At 40.8% G+C, this 17,137-nt stretch carries 13 protein-coding genes; 6 read left to right on the top strand and 7 right to left on the bottom strand.

The features are described from left to right. Nucleotides 1-3: 3 nt before the first annotated feature. Together AN214_RS20075 and AN214_RS20070 are read right to left on the bottom strand one after the other, a co-directional pair. The gene (locus AN214_RS20075) at nt 4-2,328 is read right to left on the bottom strand and encodes an ATP-binding protein (protein WP_054981344.1); all 2,325 of its coding nucleotides are present in this window, start codon (nt 2,326-2,328) and stop codon (nt 4-6) included. A gap of 41 nt (nt 2,329-2,369) precedes the next feature. Further along, entirely contained in the window at nt 2,370-4,178 is a 1,809-nt protein-coding gene (locus AN214_RS20070; RefSeq protein WP_152960820.1) for a hypothetical protein, read from the bottom strand. A gap of 283 nt (nt 4,179-4,461) precedes the next feature. Between AN214_RS20070 and AN214_RS20065 the strand changes: the two genes are divergently transcribed. The 4 genes from AN214_RS20065 to AN214_RS20050 all read left to right on the top strand — a co-directional run bounded on the left by AN214_RS20065 (nt 4,462) and on the right by AN214_RS20050 (nt 7,635). Then, entirely contained in the window at nt 4,462-5,055 is a 594-nt protein-coding gene (locus tag AN214_RS20065; protein WP_054981342.1) for a DUF2726 domain-containing protein, read from the top strand. A gap of 107 nt (nt 5,056-5,162) precedes the next feature. Beyond that, complete coding sequence (gene mtnN / locus AN214_RS20060) at nt 5,163-5,873, top strand: 5'-methylthioadenosine/S-adenosylhomocysteine nucleosidase (protein ID WP_054981341.1); 711 nt, start codon at nt 5,163-5,165, stop codon at nt 5,871-5,873. Further along, nucleotides 5,874-6,827: a cobalamin biosynthesis protein gene (locus tag AN214_RS20055; RefSeq protein WP_054981340.1), complete on the top strand. Its 954-nt coding sequence runs from the start codon at nt 5,874-5,876 to the stop codon at nt 6,825-6,827. Then, nucleotides 6,805-7,635 (top strand): cobalamin-binding protein, encoded by an 831-nt coding sequence (locus AN214_RS20050; protein ID WP_054981339.1) that lies wholly within the window; start codon nt 6,805-6,807, stop codon nt 7,633-7,635. The genes AN214_RS20055 and AN214_RS20050 overlap by 23 nt, the downstream gene beginning before the upstream one ends. Here the strand turns inward: AN214_RS20050 and AN214_RS20045 are convergent. Together AN214_RS20045 and tyrS are read right to left on the bottom strand one after the other, a co-directional pair. Next, nucleotides 7,632-8,138, bottom strand: a complete 507-nt coding sequence (locus AN214_RS20045) for a methylated-DNA--[protein]-cysteine S-methyltransferase (protein WP_054981353.1) — start codon at nt 8,136-8,138, stop codon at nt 7,632-7,634. The genes AN214_RS20050 and AN214_RS20045 overlap by 4 nt on opposite strands. A 29-nt stretch (nt 8,139-8,167) precedes the next feature. Next, entirely contained in the window at nt 8,168-9,367 is a 1,200-nt protein-coding gene (gene tyrS, locus AN214_RS20040; RefSeq protein WP_010559608.1) for a tyrosine--tRNA ligase, read from the bottom strand. A 186-nt stretch (nt 9,368-9,553) separates the two neighbouring features. Here tyrS and AN214_RS20035 point away from each other — a divergent pair, with 186 nt between their 5' ends. Both AN214_RS20035 and AN214_RS20030 read left to right on the top strand, forming a co-directional pair. Further along, nucleotides 9,554-10,870, top strand: a complete 1,317-nt coding sequence (locus tag AN214_RS20035) for a peptidoglycan DD-metalloendopeptidase family protein (protein ID WP_054981338.1) — start codon at nt 9,554-9,556, stop codon at nt 10,868-10,870. 80 nt (nt 10,871-10,950) lie between these two features. After that, entirely contained in the window at nt 10,951-13,146 is a 2,196-nt protein-coding gene (locus AN214_RS20030) for a DUF6351 family protein (protein ID WP_054981337.1), read from the top strand. Between the two features lie 212 nt (nt 13,147-13,358). Here AN214_RS20030 and AN214_RS20025 read toward each other — a convergent pair whose 3' ends face one another. Genes AN214_RS20025 through AN214_RS20015 form a run of 3 tightly spaced genes read right to left on the bottom strand, consistent with a single transcriptional unit; the run spans nt 13,359 to nt 16,550 of the window. Beyond that, nucleotides 13,359-14,489 carry a sodium ion-translocating decarboxylase subunit beta gene (locus AN214_RS20025; protein ID WP_054981336.1) on the bottom strand — a complete coding sequence of 377 codons (1,131 nt, stop codon included), beginning with the start codon at nt 14,487-14,489 and terminating at the stop codon, nt 13,359-13,361. 16 nt (nt 14,490-14,505) lie between these two features. Continuing rightward, complete coding sequence (gene oadA, locus AN214_RS20020; RefSeq protein WP_054981335.1) at nt 14,506-16,296, bottom strand: sodium-extruding oxaloacetate decarboxylase subunit alpha; 1,791 nt, start codon at nt 16,294-16,296, stop codon at nt 14,506-14,508. Between the two features lie 17 nt (nt 16,297-16,313). After that, nucleotides 16,314-16,550, bottom strand: coding sequence for an OadG family protein (locus tag AN214_RS20015; RefSeq protein WP_054981334.1), 237 nt, complete (start codon nt 16,548-16,550; stop codon nt 16,314-16,316). Nucleotides 16,551-17,137: the final 587 nt, after the last annotated feature.

The following is a 17,137-nucleotide window of genomic DNA, read 5'->3' as shown; positions in this document are numbered from 1 at the left end:
TAATTAATCAGCTACATCCAATACTTGATGAAGGGCTTTAAGCCCTTTTTCTATATCTGAAACTAACTCAATCAACCACTGTGCTAATTGACTATCCTCAGCAGTTTCAGCATTATCTTCCATTCGCTTTGCGAGCTGTTGCACTACTTTTAAAGCCACTGAGCCTGCCGCACCTTTTAGTTTATGGGCAACTGACTTGTATTCACTGTACTGCTTATGCTCAAGGGCTTGTTCCAGCTCTTTTAAGTAATTTGGCCATAATTTTTCGAACAACTGCACACCACGTAAGAAAGACTGAGCGCCCATAGACTCAACAAAATCTTCTAATGTTTCAATATCCAGTAATTCACTACCCTGTGTTGCAATTAGCGTAGACTTTTTATCGTGACTCTTATCTTCGACTTCAACCTCTTTGGTTGAATGAGGGAATAACTCTGCAAGTACTCCATCAAGCTTTCGCGTATTAATCGGCTTAGCCAATGATCCTTGCATGGTAACACCTGCTAAATCTTCCTCAGCGCGGCGCACGTTTGCAGTTAATGCAACTAATGGTAAATGGTCAAACTCTTCACGTGAACGTACAATTCGCGCCACTTGGTCACCATTAATGTCAGGCAACTGCATATCGAGCAGCACTAAATCTAAATCATCTTCAGTTTCGATGAACGAAAGTGCATCTTCACCTGTTTCCGCCCAAATCACATCGTGACCACGCTGCTCTAGCAAGTTAATTGCGATATCTGCGTTCAGCGGCACATCTTCTACTAATAATATATTGAGTGGGCGCCCATCATAGACTTGTTGTACTGGCTGCTCGGTTAATACCAATGGAATTTCAATATTAAAGGTACTACCCTCTCCCACATTACTATCGACGTGAATATCGCCTTCCATGGCCAAAATAAGTGCACGTGACACCGCTAAGCCAATTCCAGAGCCAAGTGCATTGCCCCCTGATAAATCAGGTACTTTATAGTATAAATCGAAGATTCGGCTTAACTCGTCCTTGGCGATACCAATACCTGTATCGGTCACACTAATTTCGAGATAAGACGTTTGACCTCGATAGACGCGTTTACAATCAAGAGTGACGGTGCCTTGCTGCGTAAACTTCACCGCATTATTAATAAGATTCCACAACACCTGACGTAAACGGGTCGGGTCAATTTCAACATGTACATCAAATACGCCGTCTTGGTGTACTTTAAATTCAAGATCTTTCTGTTGGGCGATTAAGCCGCCAAAATTGAAGATGTCATTGAGAAAATCAGCTAGATTGACGCTCTCACATGCTATGTCTAATTGCTCTCGGTCCACCTTATCAAGGTCGATTATGTCGTTGAATATATTGCCAAGGGTTTCTGCACTTGAAAATACTGTATTACACCAGCTACGCTGGTCATCGTTCAACTCTGTATCAAGTAGCATGCGAGTTAAACCAACAATACCGTTCAGCGGTGTACGTAACTCATGGCTCAGGGTTGCAATAAATTTACCCTTGTCTTTATATGCAGTTTCGAGATCTTGCTCTGCGCGCTTACGTGATGTGATATCTCGGCCAAAACCCAGCAAGCCTATGTATTCGTTAGTTGGATTAAAGAACGGCACCTTACGCATTTCAAACCAGCGTAATTCTTTATTAACTTGGCAACTGACATCTAGCGTGACAGAAACATGGTTTTGCTGAACTTCATTATCGGTATTAAGTACCGATGGTGTTAACCCTTTACCAAAAATATCATCCGCACGACGTCCAATAAGTTGCTCTGACGACAAGCCCATCACCTCTTCGAACATTCTGTTGCAACCAGCAAAGCGGCCTGAGTTATCGCGGTAATAAAATAAGTCGGGAGATGAATCCACAATTGAGCGTAACAGCACTTCTTGCTCATCAAGCTCTTGTTGTGTACGTTTACGTTCAGCAATTTCCCGGCGCAACTCTTCAATCGCTCGGCGCTTTGCTTGGAATGCCAATTTTCTGTCGTCAATTTCATTATTTAAACGACGAATGTTTTCTTTTAGGCTTTGGTTAAGTAATTTTTCTTGTTTGGTAGCACTTTCAATATAGTGATTGGAGGCGCTCAATTGATGGTTAATATCGAAAATAGAAATGATAAATAATGGCGCTAGAATTGCCGCAAATACCAACATGCCCACAACTTCTAACCAAGGTACTTCGCCTAACGAGATATAGTAATAAGTGCAGGCTACCGCTAACGCAATCAGTTGAATTAAAACAAAAATGACCGCCCCAGCTTTACCTGTGCCAAGGCGGTCAATTAATCGGTTAAGGGCGATTACCCAAAAGCTTGAAAGTGAGCTATTCATAATATGTAACTATAGTTCAAGTTATAGCTCACCACGTAAAGTTATAGGTTTGGTGAAACCGTCAGCTTATTTGCAACTTGCGAAAGCGAACATACTCTAAACTCGCCGCCACGTACTTTAGCTACGCCTAAGCGTGCCAATGCTGAACTGCTTTGTGCAATTGATAAACTAACGTTTTGCTCATTAATTCGGTCGTTGCCAAGTGCCTGCTTAGCACCTGTTTGACACATCATTTCGTTCAACTTAAAGAAGTTGTTGCGTGATAGCGCCTGTGCTGAAGTTACTTGTGGCTGAGACCCATTTAACTGAGTTGCATACTTCCAACTTGGGAACTCCACCGAAACGCCACCGCTGCGCATTGCAATGTGATCACCATGTGTGAAGTAGTGACTTGTAAACTCACGTACGCCATCTTCATTATTTTCTCTGTTTACTTCAAACAACCACATACCGCCAGAGCCAATCACTTCTAGCTCAAGGTTATTGTCTTGATTGGTAACAACGACAGCTGTTTTATCATCTAAACCAAATATACGCTGATTATCACTGAATAGCGCCGCATGTAGACCGCGTAATTGTTTACCACGTTTCGATACTTGAGTGTCAACAATACCAAACGGTAGTAATGGTAGAATTGGTGATTCAACAACTGTAAAGTCACGTTCGCTTTCAAGTGCAATACAATCAGCACCTAAGCTACATGCGTCATGACCAGATGCGAAAGACATAGGCACAATCGTATTAATTTCATTAACAGCGCCCGCCAAAATGCTAAGTGGTTTTCTAGCATTGGTGATCGCATTTACACTGCCACCTTCAACCGCAACTAACACTTCATTTTTATTAAACATATCAATGATTTTTGTAAGCGATTCACTTGGTGCACCGGTTGGCGTGTAAAACGCGTGGTAACTTAATAGCGGGCTACCATCAGCAATATAAATCGCATCCATTCGCTTGATTGTGTCAATTAATGGCGACGACTTTTTGCATTCGCTTACTTGCTGACGATATAAATCTGGGTAAAGTACTTCACGGCGAAAGCTCGCTAAACGCTTTATTTGGAACTCTTCTAGGCTATCGCAAGACGACTTTTCATATTCTTTTGCCGTAATCGCCGTTTGCATTGCTGCATCAATTGGCAACCAGGTCGCTTCAAAACCAATTTGTTCAAACAACCCTAGATAATAGTCAACGCGTGCATAAGGGTCGCGATCTGTGCCTGTTACTACAGCAATACGCGGTTTGCGCTTAGGACCTGAAATTTCAACACTTAAATCAAATAACTTTTGGTAAGCAAGTGTTGCCTCTAAGTTTGTGCTTTGCGCCCAGTTAACTTCGGTTTTTTTGCGTTTAGAGCGACTTTCAGCCTGCTTTTGCTCTAACAAATCGAATAAGTTGCGCTTTTCAAATTCGTACAAACTTTGCCAAATATCACGACCTGAAACCGTCTCTGTGCCGACTTCAATTGATACACCACGCAGCGCTCTTACAAACTGGCGCTCAGTTAGTGTTTTGTTCTCAAACTTAGGTTTTACCGCTTTTAGAATATCAGCAACCTGTTTCTTTAACTCTTCTTGCTCAGTCCAAGCATATTCAGAAACCCGTAACAGTGCTTCATCAGTAATATCAAAAATTGCTTTTTGTTTTACATCATCGGAAAACGATTCTTTACCCTCTTTAGTACAGAAACGTTGATTTTCACTAGAACAAACCTTAAGGTCGTCTGAGAGCATAAGCAATGTGTTAGCCGAAACAGCCGACACGGGTGTGAACGCAACAAAAGAAGTTGCGATTATTGAACTAACAAAAGTTTGTACGTTTTTGCTAAACGTGTTTCTATTTGTCATTTTAAACAAGCAAAGTCGAGCGAAGCGCATAAGTAACACCATTTATTGTTATTTTATTGCGTCAATCTAGATACCGAACAGAGCGAGTCGGCAAACCCCAAATTCGAATGAGCACAACGGAATCTTGAATTTTACCCAGTATCTGCGCGAGTAACAAGTAGTAGCGCTGTTAAGCCAACAAAATTCCCATAAAACCCAATCAATGTAGTAATAAAGTTTTGGCACTTTTATTGCTTAATTCATTTTGAAAAAGTTTGCGTCAAAGTTTTGATTTGGAGTATCTATGGAACTTGTTTCGTTATTAATTCTAGTGTTAGTGGTTTTGGCGGCGTTTGTTGCGTCAAAATTTACCCATTCGGGAAATCCTTACCCGTTTACACAAAAAAAATCGTTATTTACTCAGGTAGAAACGGCGTTTTTAAATTTGCTGGAAAAAGCGATTGGCTCTGACTACAAAATTGTAAGTCGCGTTAGGTTAGTTGATATTTTAGATTTTCAACCTGGCACCGATGACAAGTCACGTCGCAGTGCACTTGCTAAAGCGCAAAACAAGCAACTTGATTACGTATTATTGGATAAAGAAAGCTTGAAGATTGTTGCAGCCATCGACTTAGTTAATAATGCCAGTAAAAATGGTCACAAAGCGAAAAAAGACTGGTTTGTAAATGGCGCGTTAGAATCTGCCGGAGTACCGCTAATTCGCATAAAAGTAAAAACAGGTTACAAGCCACAGGAAGTAAGACAGGCCATTTTATTTAAATTGGGTAAACAAGTAACCAATTCTAAGCCACCTATTCGAAAAGCGACCAGTAAACCTACGGCAGTATTATCACCGTCACAGGTTAAGTCCCAGTCAACTGCTCTGGCACAAGTTTAATTATCTAATAAAACCCGCATATTGCGGGTTTTGTTTGTGCATTCACAACTAACCTAGCTATAATTCCGCCATATTTTATTTTTTCCCTTTAAATAGGCGTAACCATTATGAAAATCGGTATTATTGGCGCTATGGAGCCAGAAGTAGCTATTTTAAAAGCTGCGATTGAAAACACTAAAATTACTGAGCGCGGTAGCTTCACGTTTTACCAAGGTCAACTTGCTGATCAAGACGTTATTTTAGTTCAATCTGGTATTGGTAAAGTGGCTTCGGCACTCGCTACTACGCTAATGATTGAGTTATTCGCACCAGATTGCATCATCAACACTGGCTCTGCGGGTGGTTTTGAGCAGAGCTTAAACGTTGGCGATGTAGTTATTTCAAGTGAAGTTCGTCATCACGATGTTGATGTTACTGCTTTTGGTTATGAAATGGGTCAAGTACCACAAATGCCACCAGCGTTTATTGCGCATAAAACACTTGTAGAAAATGCTGAAAAAGCGATTGCTGAAATGTCGAAAGGCATTAAAACAATGGTTGGCCAAATTTGTACCGGTGATTCATTTATGTGTGATCCTGTGCGCATTGACAAAACACGCGAACAATTTCCAAATATGTTAGCGGTTGAAATGGAAGGTGCAGCAATTGCACAAGTATGCCACCAGCTAAATACACCATTTGTAGTGATCCGCTCTTTGTCAGATATTGCTGGTAAAGAATCACCAGAATCATTCGAGTCTTATTTAGTCAAAGCATCAGAAAACTCATCAGAGATGGTGATTGCACTGTTAAAAAATCTAAAGCAGGTCTCTCTGTAAGTGGCATTTGAGCTGCCATTTTTTTCAACCAGCGCATGGCAAACACTATTGCTTGCGCTGGTTAGCTCTCTATTAGTTATCCCCTCGCAATATCACCCCACTCCGTTTTTTCGCCTACTGATAAGCAAAATGGCTGGGCGTATTTATGATGCAAACGCATCGAATGTCTACGCATGCTTTTCTTCATTATTATTAAGCTGTTTAATTGTGGGTTGCGTTGCAATCTTGGCGATTGGCATCACAAGCTTTGCGCAATATCCCGTTGCGTTTGAGTTGTTAATCTTATTTTTATTGATCAACAATCCTTACACTAACGCTAAGTTAAAACGCGCAGCGTGGCTATTAACACAACAACAAAAGCCTGTGGTACGTGATATTTTAAGCCAGTTTTTACGTCGTGATAGTAACAACTTATCAGAGTCTGGATTAATAAAGGCAATCATTGAACACCAAAGTTTAAGCTATTTTCGTCACTTCTTTTTGCCGCTTATTCTTTATTACAGCTTGGGTTTTAACGCAGCACTTATTTATTGCCTATTTTTACATTGTGCCAATGTGTTTTCTAAAACTGTGCCACCAGATAGCCAGTTTAGTAACGCAACCAACGCCGTTATTTATTACTTAGAATTTTTACCGATTAGGCTTTTTTGCTTACCTTTGCTGCTTAAACCTAAAACTCAAGGTTTTCGTTACTTAGCGCTATTTGTAGCTAATAGTTACCAGAAGAACTCGTGTTTTTTGCTTGCTTGTCTTAGTGGATATCTTGGCGTACAACTTGGAGGCCCTGCTTTTTACTCTGGTAAGCGCTATAGCAAAACACGCGTAGGACCTAAAACACTGCCACAGCAAAAAGCAATTAAACAAGCGAAAAACGCACTTATGTTCGCCAGTGCATTTTGGCTTTGCCTTATTCTTTTCTTGGAAATTATTTATGCCGCGACTAACCATCTCTAAGCTTATATTTGTTTTTACTTTATTGTTAAGCGTGCCGCTTTCAGCGACGCCTAAACGCATCGCATCACTTGCCCCCCATTTAACTGAATGGACATACTCGCTAGGACTAGGTGAAAATATTGTCGCCGTAAGCAGTTACAGTGATTTTCCTGAAGATGCCAAAAAGCACCCAGAAATTGCCGATGCTAATGGTATTAACTTAGCCAAGTTAGTTGAGTTAAACCCAGATCTTGTACTGGTTTGGCGCTCTAACGCTAAACTTGGCCAAATTGAAAAAATGAAAAGGCTGGGTTTAAATGTGTTTATTTCCAACCCACATACTTTAGAAGATATAGAAAACGAAGTGCTTGCGCTGGGCGAAACATTAAACGCCAAAAATAAAGCTATTGACTACACATCACAATTTAAACATGAGATTAGCGAGTTAAAAACGCGCTATCAAAAAGAAAAGCCTGCCACTGCATTTTTTCAACTCTGGCATACACCGATTATGACAGCCAATAAACATACTTTGGTTAATCAAATTTTTGACATCTGCGGCCTAAGCAATATATTTGCCGACAGCTCGGTTAATTACCCAACAGTTAATAAAGAGCAGGTCATGTTAAAACAGCCAGAATTTATCGTGATTTCAGAGATGGATGAAGACAACACACAAGCAAAAATTTGGCGTGATATGAATTCAATTCCAGCGGTTAAAAAAGGTCAAATAATAAAACTCAACCCAGATCACTTGCACCGCTACACCAATCGAGTGCTTATTGCCGCAAATGAGTTATGTGAAAAGGTCAGCGCCTTTCAAAACTAACTAACCCCCTCAATTTCGAGTAATCGCTTTTTCGCGGCTAAACCACCGGCGTAACCGGTTAGCTTGCCATTGCTACCAATAATACGGTGGCATGGCACAATTATCGAAATTGCGTTAGCACCATTGGCATTCGCAACTGCTCGCACGGCACTTGGCATATTAAGCTTTGTTGCCAATTCACCGTAGCTTTGCGTTTGACCATAGCCAATTGCTTGTAACCCCTGCCAAACTAACTTTTGAAAGTGAGTACCCACCAGCTTTAAAGAGATTGAAAATTGTGTTAATTCGCCTGCAAAGTAAGCCTCTAGTTGATTTATAGCCTGCTGATTAAAATCACTGTTTTCGTTAACAAACTCTGCGCTTAACCCTTTCGCTAAGCGACTATCAACAGTGCTGCGGGCTTTTCGCTCTTGCCAGTCACACAAACATAATTGCTCATCAATCGAGCCAATTATTAATTTGCCTACAGGGCTTAAATATTCGGTCGTTAGTATTTTAGACATATAAAAAAGCCCACTTTCGTGGGCTCTCATTAATTAACAGTTACTTTAGCGAACTTACGCTTACCAACTTGGTAAACTTCCGTTGTGCCAGCTTCAATCAACATTTTGCTGTCTGAAACTTTTTCTTTCGCGTTAATCTTTACCGCACCTTGCTTAATCATGCGAATTGCTTCAGATGTACTTGCCACAAGGCCTACTTCTTTTAGTAAGCTTGCAATGGTTAGTTCGCCATCTGCAGTGATCGTTACTTCTGGAATATCATCCGGCAGCGCATTCTTTTGGAAACGCTTAATGAAATCTTGATGCGCGCCTTCAGCAGCTTCTTCTGAATGGAAGCGTGCAATCATTTCTTTCGCGAATTCAATTTTGATATCACGTGGATTTGTGCCATTTGCTACCTTTTCTTTCAGTGCATCAATTTCTTCAATACTTAATGCGCTAAGTAGCTCGTAGTAACGCCACATTAGATCATCTGAAATCGACATTACTTTACCAAACATATCATTTGGCTCATCAGTAATACCAATATAGTTACCTAATGACTTAGACATCTTTTGAACGCCGTCAGTACCTTCCAGTAAAGGCATCATTAATACGGTTTGTGGTTTTTGACCTTCGTCTTTTTGCAGCTCACGACCCATTAGTAAATTAAAACGCTGATCTGTTCCACCGAGTTCAACATCTGCTTCTAATGCAACTGAATCCCAACCTTGTACCAATGGGTATAGGAACTCGTGAATAGCAATTGACTGACCGCCTGCATAACGCTTTTTGAAATCGTCACGCTCTAACATACGCGCAACCGTTTGACGCGCAGCTAGTTTGATCATACCTGCTGCACCTAGGTTCTCCATCCACTGTGAGTTAAATGCAACCGTAGTTTTCGCAGGGTCTAAAATTTTAAATACTTGCTCTTTGTATGTTTCAGCATTAGCAAGTACATCGTCACGAGTAAGTGGCTTACGCGTTACATTTTTACCTGTAGGGTCACCAATCATACCTGTGAAATCACCAATCAAAAAGATAACTTCGTGACCTAAGTCTTGGAAAGTTTTCATTTTATTGATTAACACAGTATGACCTAAGTGAAGATCCGGTGCCGTTGGATCGAAGCCTGCTTTAATTTTTAATTTTTTACCCGACTTTAATTTTTCAACTAACTCATCTTCAATCAGGATCTCTTCAGCGCCACGCTTTATTTCTGCTAACGCTGCTTGGATATCAGCCATGTATTTCTCCATTCGAAAAAGCACGTTGTCGCACTTTTGCAAAAAATTCATTTTTAAGATAACGATTTCTTGATTCTACCCTATATTCTGGTCACTTTAAATGCACAAAACACTGGCGCTACAGGTGATATAAGGTTATTCTGATTTTATTCACTTTTATTTAATTAATGTAGCAAAAGGCACATTATGGTTTTGCAAGTACAAAAACTACCGAAAAAACATAAATTGTTGCTCGCTGGGGTAGTTACATTTATTTCCGCATTGGTGCTGCTACCCTCTGAGAAGGCGAGCGCATCAAGGCATACAAATCATGATGCGCTAGAAATTGGCAAGCGTTATGAATTAGCAATTGAAGTAGAAAAGTTAGAACAAGAAGCTGTTACCGCCAAAGCAGAAGAGGTGTTGCCAGAAGTAACACTTAATTTTAAAGAGTTCAAAGTTAAAAAAGGCGATAACCTAGCTAAAATATTTAAACGCGCAGGTTTTTCAGCTTCCACACTTCATAAAATAGTTAATGCCAACAAACTCAATAAACAGTTAACTAAAATTCACCCTGGTGACTCATTATTTTTCGCAGCTAACGAAAACAACGAACTAATTCAGTTAAACTATCAAATTAGCCGCACAGAAACTTTGGTCGTTAAACTTAATGACGATCAAACCATTAGCTCTAGCCTAGACAAAAAAGCAATTGAAAAACGCACTGATTACGCGTCGGGCACGATTGATTCGAGTTTTTGGAACGCAGGTCTTAGCGCTGGACTAAATGAAAAGCAAATTATTAGCTTTGCCAATATTTTTGGTTGGGATATCGACTTTGCCAACGATCTTCGTAAAGGCGATGCATTCACTCTAATTTATGAAAACCACTACGTTGATGGTGAGTTTATTGGTACCGGTAAAATTCTTGCCGCTGAATTCGTTAACCAAGGCGAAAGCTATGCCGCGGTGCGTCATAGCGATGATAATTTCTATACTCCTGAAGGGCGTAGCTTACGGAAAGCATTTTTACGCGCTCCTGTTAACTTTAGATATATTAGCTCGAACTTCAACCCACGTCGCAAGCATCCTGTTACAGGCCGTGTTAAAGCGCACCGCGGTATCGATTACGCAGCGAAAACTGGCACACCAATTGTTGCAGCGGGTAACGGTACTGTGATTAAAGCGGGTTACAATAAATACAATGGTAACTATGTATTTATTCGCCATGGTCAACAATATGTGACTAAGTACTTACACCTGCATAAACGCAAGGTAAAACGTGGCGAAAAAGTTAAACAAGGTGAGCTAATAGGTACTGTTGGGGCAACCGGTCGGGTTACTGGCGCTCACTTACATTATGAATTTTTAGTTAACGGTGTACACCGTAACCCCCGAACAGTTAAGTTACCAAAGGCACAATCACTGCCTAAATCTGAACTTGCTAATTTCAGGCCATACGCGCAAGAGATGCTTGTAAGTTTACAGAAAAACAGAGAGTTACAACTCGCATTAGCAAAATAGAATAATAAGGCACTTAACGGTGCCTTATTCGTTCTAACAGAGCAAAAATCTTCTGCCTATACTTAATGCAGGAGGTAGTTATGTTGTTACTTGTGCTTGTTAAACGCTTAATGCTGATCACCTTTTGCTCTTTATTGTTAACGTGTACGCCTGTGCCCCATTCACAGTTTCGCGTACTGAATACCGCTCCAGAACAGCAAACTAATCGCATCAATGTCACCAACCACCTTCGCACAACCCCACGCCCAGCTGATAATACTCAATACCCTATTGCGCTCGGTGATGTTGGGCCGATAGAGCCTCTTTACGCCGGTAACAATCGTTATCCATTCTCATGTGATACTGTTCGCTCAGGGCTTGGACAGCCCTTAGTCGATAATCAACAAGCGCTCGGCACTGCGGTTTTCAGAGAAAATCCAGACGGTAGCTTAAGCAACACCGTTATTGGCTACAGCAAAGACTGTTTAGTGCCCTCAACATTGCGCTACTTTGTAGTGAACTTAAACGGCGAAAGTGAAGAAATTATCGATTCTTCATCCCTTGATAAACATCAATTCGATAGCAACCAGCAACTCATCAGGTTAGAGCAAGGCACGATAAATCGACATATTTATACCATTGCAATGCCAATCAAAAAAACGGAATTTAACACTTGGCGAACGAGTTCTCTTTGGAACAAAAAGCTTATTTATCAATTCGCTGGCGGTGTTGGTATTGGCTTTCGTCAAGGCAAAGTGAATCCTAAAAAACTATTAAAACGGCGCTTTGGGCAACTACATAACGGCTATGCAGTGATCACCTCAAGCGCCAACAAAACCAGTTATACTTATAATATGCTGCTTGCCGAAGACACTGCATGGCGGGTAAAAAAACAATTTGAAGCACTTTATGGCAAACCCATTTACACCGTTGGAATTGGTGGCTCGGGTGGCGGTTTGGCACAGTATTTAATTGCACAAAATAGCCCTGGTTTAATAGATGCCGCCATACCGCTCTATTCCTACCCCGATATGGTGTCACAAACGATTTATGCTCTTGATTGTGACTTATTCAATACCTATTACCACTTTAAAAGTGATTTAGCTAACTGGGATAACAGTGACAAAAAACGTGCAATTGAAGGCCTAAACAATGCCGAGATTGAGCATAAATCATGGTTTTATACGCCAATAAATCAATTTCTCACAGGTAAGGCGTTTTATCGCCCTAAAATATATAGCGAGTGTGTGCATGGCTACTTTGGACTAAGCAGCCTTGTTAATAATCCCGCGCAAGGCTTTCTAAAGCCTTTATTTAGCCAAACGGTTAATCACCAAACTAACTGGAGTTATTGGCAAGATTTGGCCTTAATAACACAGACACCTAATGCTGCAACAAGTGCACCCGCTCTTTGGGATAACCAAGGGGTTCAATATGGCTTAAATGGCCTTAAACAAGGCAGTTTATCAGCGACTGAGTTTTTGCATTTAAACTATCATATTGGTGGGTGGAAAGCACAAACAGAGCAGCGCCCTGAACAACTACTGTTTTTTCCATTTGTAAAAACCCCTATTTGGCTTACACAGTGGAGTCGGCACAATATCTATGTTGCAGGCAAAAAACCAGCCAAGCGTACGGTGGCGAACCTAACTGCTGTAAGACAAGCTTATCGCTATGGTCAAGTGTATTTGGGATTTAACAATGTACCTACTATTGATATTCATCACTACCTCGAAGATCAGCTTGATATGCATCATATCTCTACGTCATTTGCCGCGCGACTTAGAATCTTAAAACAACAAGGGCATCTTAAAAACCACCGTATTTGGATTGCTGATAAGCACTACACACCGCTCAATGAAGCTTTTTCTGTTATTGATAAATGGCTGAGTACTCAGCAAGCACCTGATGATTCAAGCGACCGCTGTTTTAATAAGTCGGGTGAGATAATCGCGCAAGGTGAAAATGTATGGCACGGAGACTGGAATAATCAGCCAGCAGGTGCGTGTACAAAACATTTTCCCATTTATACTAATTCACGAATTCAAGCCGGCGGGCCATTTTCTGGCAGTATTTTTAAATGTCAGCGTATTGCTGTAGAAAAAGCGGTAGCAGACGGAGTGTATGCACCCATCGATATGACGCCCTACCTGACTGAACTAAAGCGCACTTTTCCCGATGGTGTGTGTGATTATAATAAACCTGATTTAGGTAATCCGTTTAATGCACTAAATGATAAATCAGACTTACCACCATTGAAATCATCACAAGTGGCCAAATCCAACGTGCGATCTTAGCCGTTTGCTGCTCTGAAAAGCGTACACCTGATTTTTCAATTAAGGGAATAATCACGATTAATGCCACGAAAAGCGCAATCAACAAAATAAAAACATTCATTAAAACAATCCAATGTATTAGCTTTATGAGTGATTGTACCGAGAAAAGTGAAGATAAAAAAGCGGCCGAATTAACGGCCGCAAAATGAGCTGGTTGAGCTCTACGATGAAACTTATCCCACCATGGCAAGTAATATACCGGCAGCAACTGCACTGCCTAATACCCCTGCCACATTTGGCCCCATAGCATGCATGAGTAAAAAGTTATGTGGGTTTGCTTCTAAACCAACTTTATTCACTACACGCGCAGCCATTGGTACAGCTGATACTCCCGCCGCACCAACTAATGGATTGATAGGTGTTTTACTGAATTTATTCATTGCCTTTGCCATCAGAACGCCTGAACCCGTACCAATACCAAACGCGACCGCGCCAAGTGCTAAGATACCTAAGGTTTCAACCGTTAAAAACTGATCAGCCGCAAGCTTTGAACCAACAGCTAAGCCGAGGAATATCGTTGTAATATTAATCAGCTCGTTTTGCGCTGTTTTGCTCAAACGATCAACCACACCCGACTCACGCATTAAGTTACCTAAACAAAACATACCCACAAGTGGCGCAGCTGCTGGCAAGAACATCGCAATAAGCACTAGCACTAATAATGGAAATATCACTTTTTCCGCTTTGCTAACATGGCGTAATTGTGGCATTTCAATATTACGCTCTTCTTCTGTGGTAAACAGCTTCATAATTGGTGGCTGAATAATTGGCACTAATGCCATATAAGAATACGCAGCAACAGCAATTGCACCCAATAAATCAGGGGCAAGTTTAGACGCTAAGAAGATAGCCGTTGGACCATCTGCACCACCAATAATGGCGATTGCCGATGCATCTTGTAGCGTAAATTCAAAGCCAGGAATGTAGTTTAAGAAAATCGCGCCAAATAACGTGGCAAAAATACCAAATTGCGCCGCTGCGCCTAACAGCAACATTTTTGGGTTAGCAATCAATGCACTAAAGTCAGTAAGCGCACCTACGCCCATAAAAATAAGCAGCGGGAACACCCCTGAATCAATACCAATTTTATACACGTAGTACAATAATCCACCGGCTTCTGATAAACCTGCTAGCGGAATATTAGTTAAGATTGCCCCGAAGCCAATTGGCACCAATAACAAAGGCTCGAAGTTACGTACAATTGCAAGATACAGCAACAATGCGCCAACCAGCATCATAATCAGCTGAGGAAGTTCTAAGTTGGCAATACCCGTAGCTTGCCATAAGGTCATTAAGCTTTCCATTACAACTCTCCAACCTTTACGCTAACGACAATAAAGGTTCGCCAGTTGCTACTGAATCCCCTTCAGATATAAATATTTCTGCGATAGTGCCGTCTTTAGCTGCGCGAACTTCAGTTTCCATTTTCATGGCTTCCATAATGATCACAACGTCGCCTTTAGCCACTTGTTGACCTGGCTTGGCATTCACTTTAAAAATATTACCAGACAGTGGAGAATTTAGCGTTTCAGCGGCATCAACAGAGGTTGATTGCGGTAATACGTCAGTGTGTTGGCTTGATGCACTTGGTGCTGGCTGAATATTGGTAAGTTCACCACTTGGTGCAACACTTACTGCATACACTTTACCATCAACACTAATGCTGTAATGCTCTGTTTTACCACTTGGTTTTGGTGCAGGTACCTGCTCAGTAGGTAATGGCTCATTACTTGGTGCTGGCTCAAATGCCTCAGGGTTATTGCGGTTTTTCAGATATTTCAAACCAATTTGCGGGAATAATGCATACGTTAATACATCATCAATCTCATCATCGGCTAAATCTAATTTATCTTTTTGTGCAATTTCATCAAGCTCTTGCTCTAATTTGCTAAGTTCTGGTTCAATTTGGTCTGCAGGGCGACACGTGATTGGCTCTGCACCATCAAGTACACGCTCTTGCAATTCTTTATTTACGGGCGCAGGCGTAGAACCGTATTCGCCTTTAAGCACGCCAGCGGTCTCTTTGGTGATTGACTTGTAACGCTCACCGGTTAGGACATTTAATACTGCTTGGGTACCAACAATTTGCGATGTCGGTGTAACAAGTGGTAAAAAGCCAAGATCTTCACGAACTTTAGGAATTTCCAACAATACATCGTCTAACTTATCGTCAGCACCTTGTTCTTTAAGCTGGTTTTCCATATTTGTTAACATGCCACCTGGCACTTGCGCTAACAAAATACGACCATCAACACCTTTTAGACTACCTTCGAACTTAGCGTATTTCTTACGTACTTCTCTAAAATACGCAGCAATTTCTTCCAGTAAGTTCATATCAAGGCCTGTTGCACGCTCTGTGTTTTCAACGATTGATACAATCGTTTCAGTAGCGCTGTGACCATAGGTCATACTCATACTTGAAATTGCTGTATCAAGCATATCAATACCAGCATCAATTGCTTTTTGATACGTTGCGGTGCTTAGTCCGGTAGTTGCGTGACATTGCATTGCAATAGGCACTGCAACAGTCTCTTTTAATCCGGTAATTAGTTTTTCTGCATCGTACGGATTGAGCAAACCCGCCATGTCTTTAATACAAATAGAGTGAACGCCTAAATCTTCCAATTGTTTTGCTTGATCAAGCCACATTTGAAGATTGTGCACAGGGCTAACTGTGTATGAGATTGTACCTTGTGCATGTGCGCCTACTTTTACCGCTGATTTAATAGCGGTTTCTAAATTACGCACATCATTCATTGCATCAAAAATACGAAAAACGTCGACACCGTTTTTATGTGCTCGTTCAACAAAACGTTCTACCACATCATCAGCATAATGACGGTAACCTAATAAATTTTGACCACGAAGCAACATTTGCTGTTTGGTATTCGGCATTGCCGCTCTTAACGCACGAATGCGGTGCCAAGGATCTTCACCTAAATAACGAATACATGCGTCAAACGTCGCTCCGCCCCACGATTCCATTGACCAATAACCTACTTTATCTAGCTTTTCAGCAATTGGTAACATATCTTCTAAGCGTAAACGGGTCGCGAGTAATGACTGGTGTGCATCGCGCAGTACTAATTCTGTTAATTTTAGTTGTGACATGATTTGGCCCCTTCTTATTATTGCTTTTCGCGGTATTGCTTAACTGCCGCGGCAATCGCAGCTACGTGGCTTGTTGGTACTTGATTCCCAGATAATTTAACTGGATTTGGCGTTACCTCAGGCGTTTGAAAATTCGCAAGTACTTTAGACATTGCTTTGATGGTAAAGATCAGTATCGTCAAAAAGACAAATACCACCACCATACCTGTTAACATTAAAACAGCCGCCTCTAACAGCAATTCTGATACGTCCATTCCCCACCTCAATCAAGAATTTTTAGTTAAATATTTTTAATAACTATTCAAAATTGGTAATCAATATTGATCACTTAAACTTAGTTGTCAATTGGTAAAACCAATTCACAACACTATACATTATTAAACACTCCATTAACAATAGGCTAAAAAGATGACAAACATGAGCTTATTTCATGACTTATTTTGCCCCATCATTAGTAATGCTTAACTAGCTAGGCAATAGAAATTAAAAACCTAGCGTTATAATCAAATCAATCTAATCGGAATGAACTATCCTAGAAATAACCCATTAAATTGGTAAGACCAATTTTTATGTTCTAACTTATACTGTTCGATAAGAATGGTTATTCAAATTTAAGAATACACTTTACGTTAACGTAAAGTATCAATAAAAAGCGTTTGAAAATAGGCAATTTAGCCAGATACGTTTGTGGCTGGACTGAGAATTGAGAATTGAGAATTGAGAATTGAGAATTGAGAATTGAGAATTGAGAATTGATCTTCCCCTGAAATTCTAGACACCTAGCTTACCGAATTATATCGGATCTCAAACTCTTCAGGGGACTGATGGCCTAGATGGCTGT

Source organism: Pseudoalteromonas sp. P1-9, assembly GCF_001399975.1.
In the GTDB taxonomy this organism is placed as follows: Bacteria; Pseudomonadota; Gammaproteobacteria; order Enterobacterales; family Alteromonadaceae; genus Pseudoalteromonas.
This window is presented reverse-complemented; position numbering and strand designations above follow the sequence as displayed.

Coding starts and splice junctions, on each gene's coding strand:
- AN214_RS20075 (WP_054981344.1), bottom strand. CDS start 2,328: ATGAATAGCTCACTTTCAAGCTTTTGGGTAATCGCCCTTAACCGATTA.
- AN214_RS20070 (WP_152960820.1), bottom strand. CDS start 4,178: ATGACAAATAGAAACACGTTTAGCAAAAACGTACAAACTTTTGTTAGT.
- AN214_RS20065 (WP_054981342.1), top strand. CDS start 4,462: ATGGAACTTGTTTCGTTATTAATTCTAGTGTTAGTGGTTTTGGCGGCG.
- mtnN (WP_054981341.1), top strand. CDS start 5,163: ATGAAAATCGGTATTATTGGCGCTATGGAGCCAGAAGTAGCTATTTTA.
- AN214_RS20050 (WP_054981339.1), top strand. CDS start 6,805: ATGCCGCGACTAACCATCTCTAAGCTTATATTTGTTTTTACTTTATTG.
- AN214_RS20045 (WP_054981353.1), bottom strand. CDS start 8,138: ATGTCTAAAATACTAACGACCGAATATTTAAGCCCTGTAGGCAAATTA.
- tyrS (WP_010559608.1), bottom strand. CDS start 9,367: ATGGCTGATATCCAAGCAGCGTTAGCAGAAATAAAGCGTGGCGCTGAA.
- AN214_RS20035 (WP_054981338.1), top strand. CDS start 9,554: ATGGTTTTGCAAGTACAAAAACTACCGAAAAAACATAAATTGTTGCTC.
- AN214_RS20030 (WP_054981337.1), top strand. CDS start 10,951: ATGTTGTTACTTGTGCTTGTTAAACGCTTAATGCTGATCACCTTTTGC.
- AN214_RS20025 (WP_054981336.1), bottom strand. CDS start 14,489: ATGGAAAGCTTAATGACCTTATGGCAAGCTACGGGTATTGCCAACTTA.
- oadA (WP_054981335.1), bottom strand. CDS start 16,296: ATGTCACAACTAAAATTAACAGAATTAGTACTGCGCGATGCACACCAG.
- AN214_RS20015 (WP_054981334.1), bottom strand. CDS start 16,550: ATGGACGTATCAGAATTGCTGTTAGAGGCGGCTGTTTTAATGTTAACA.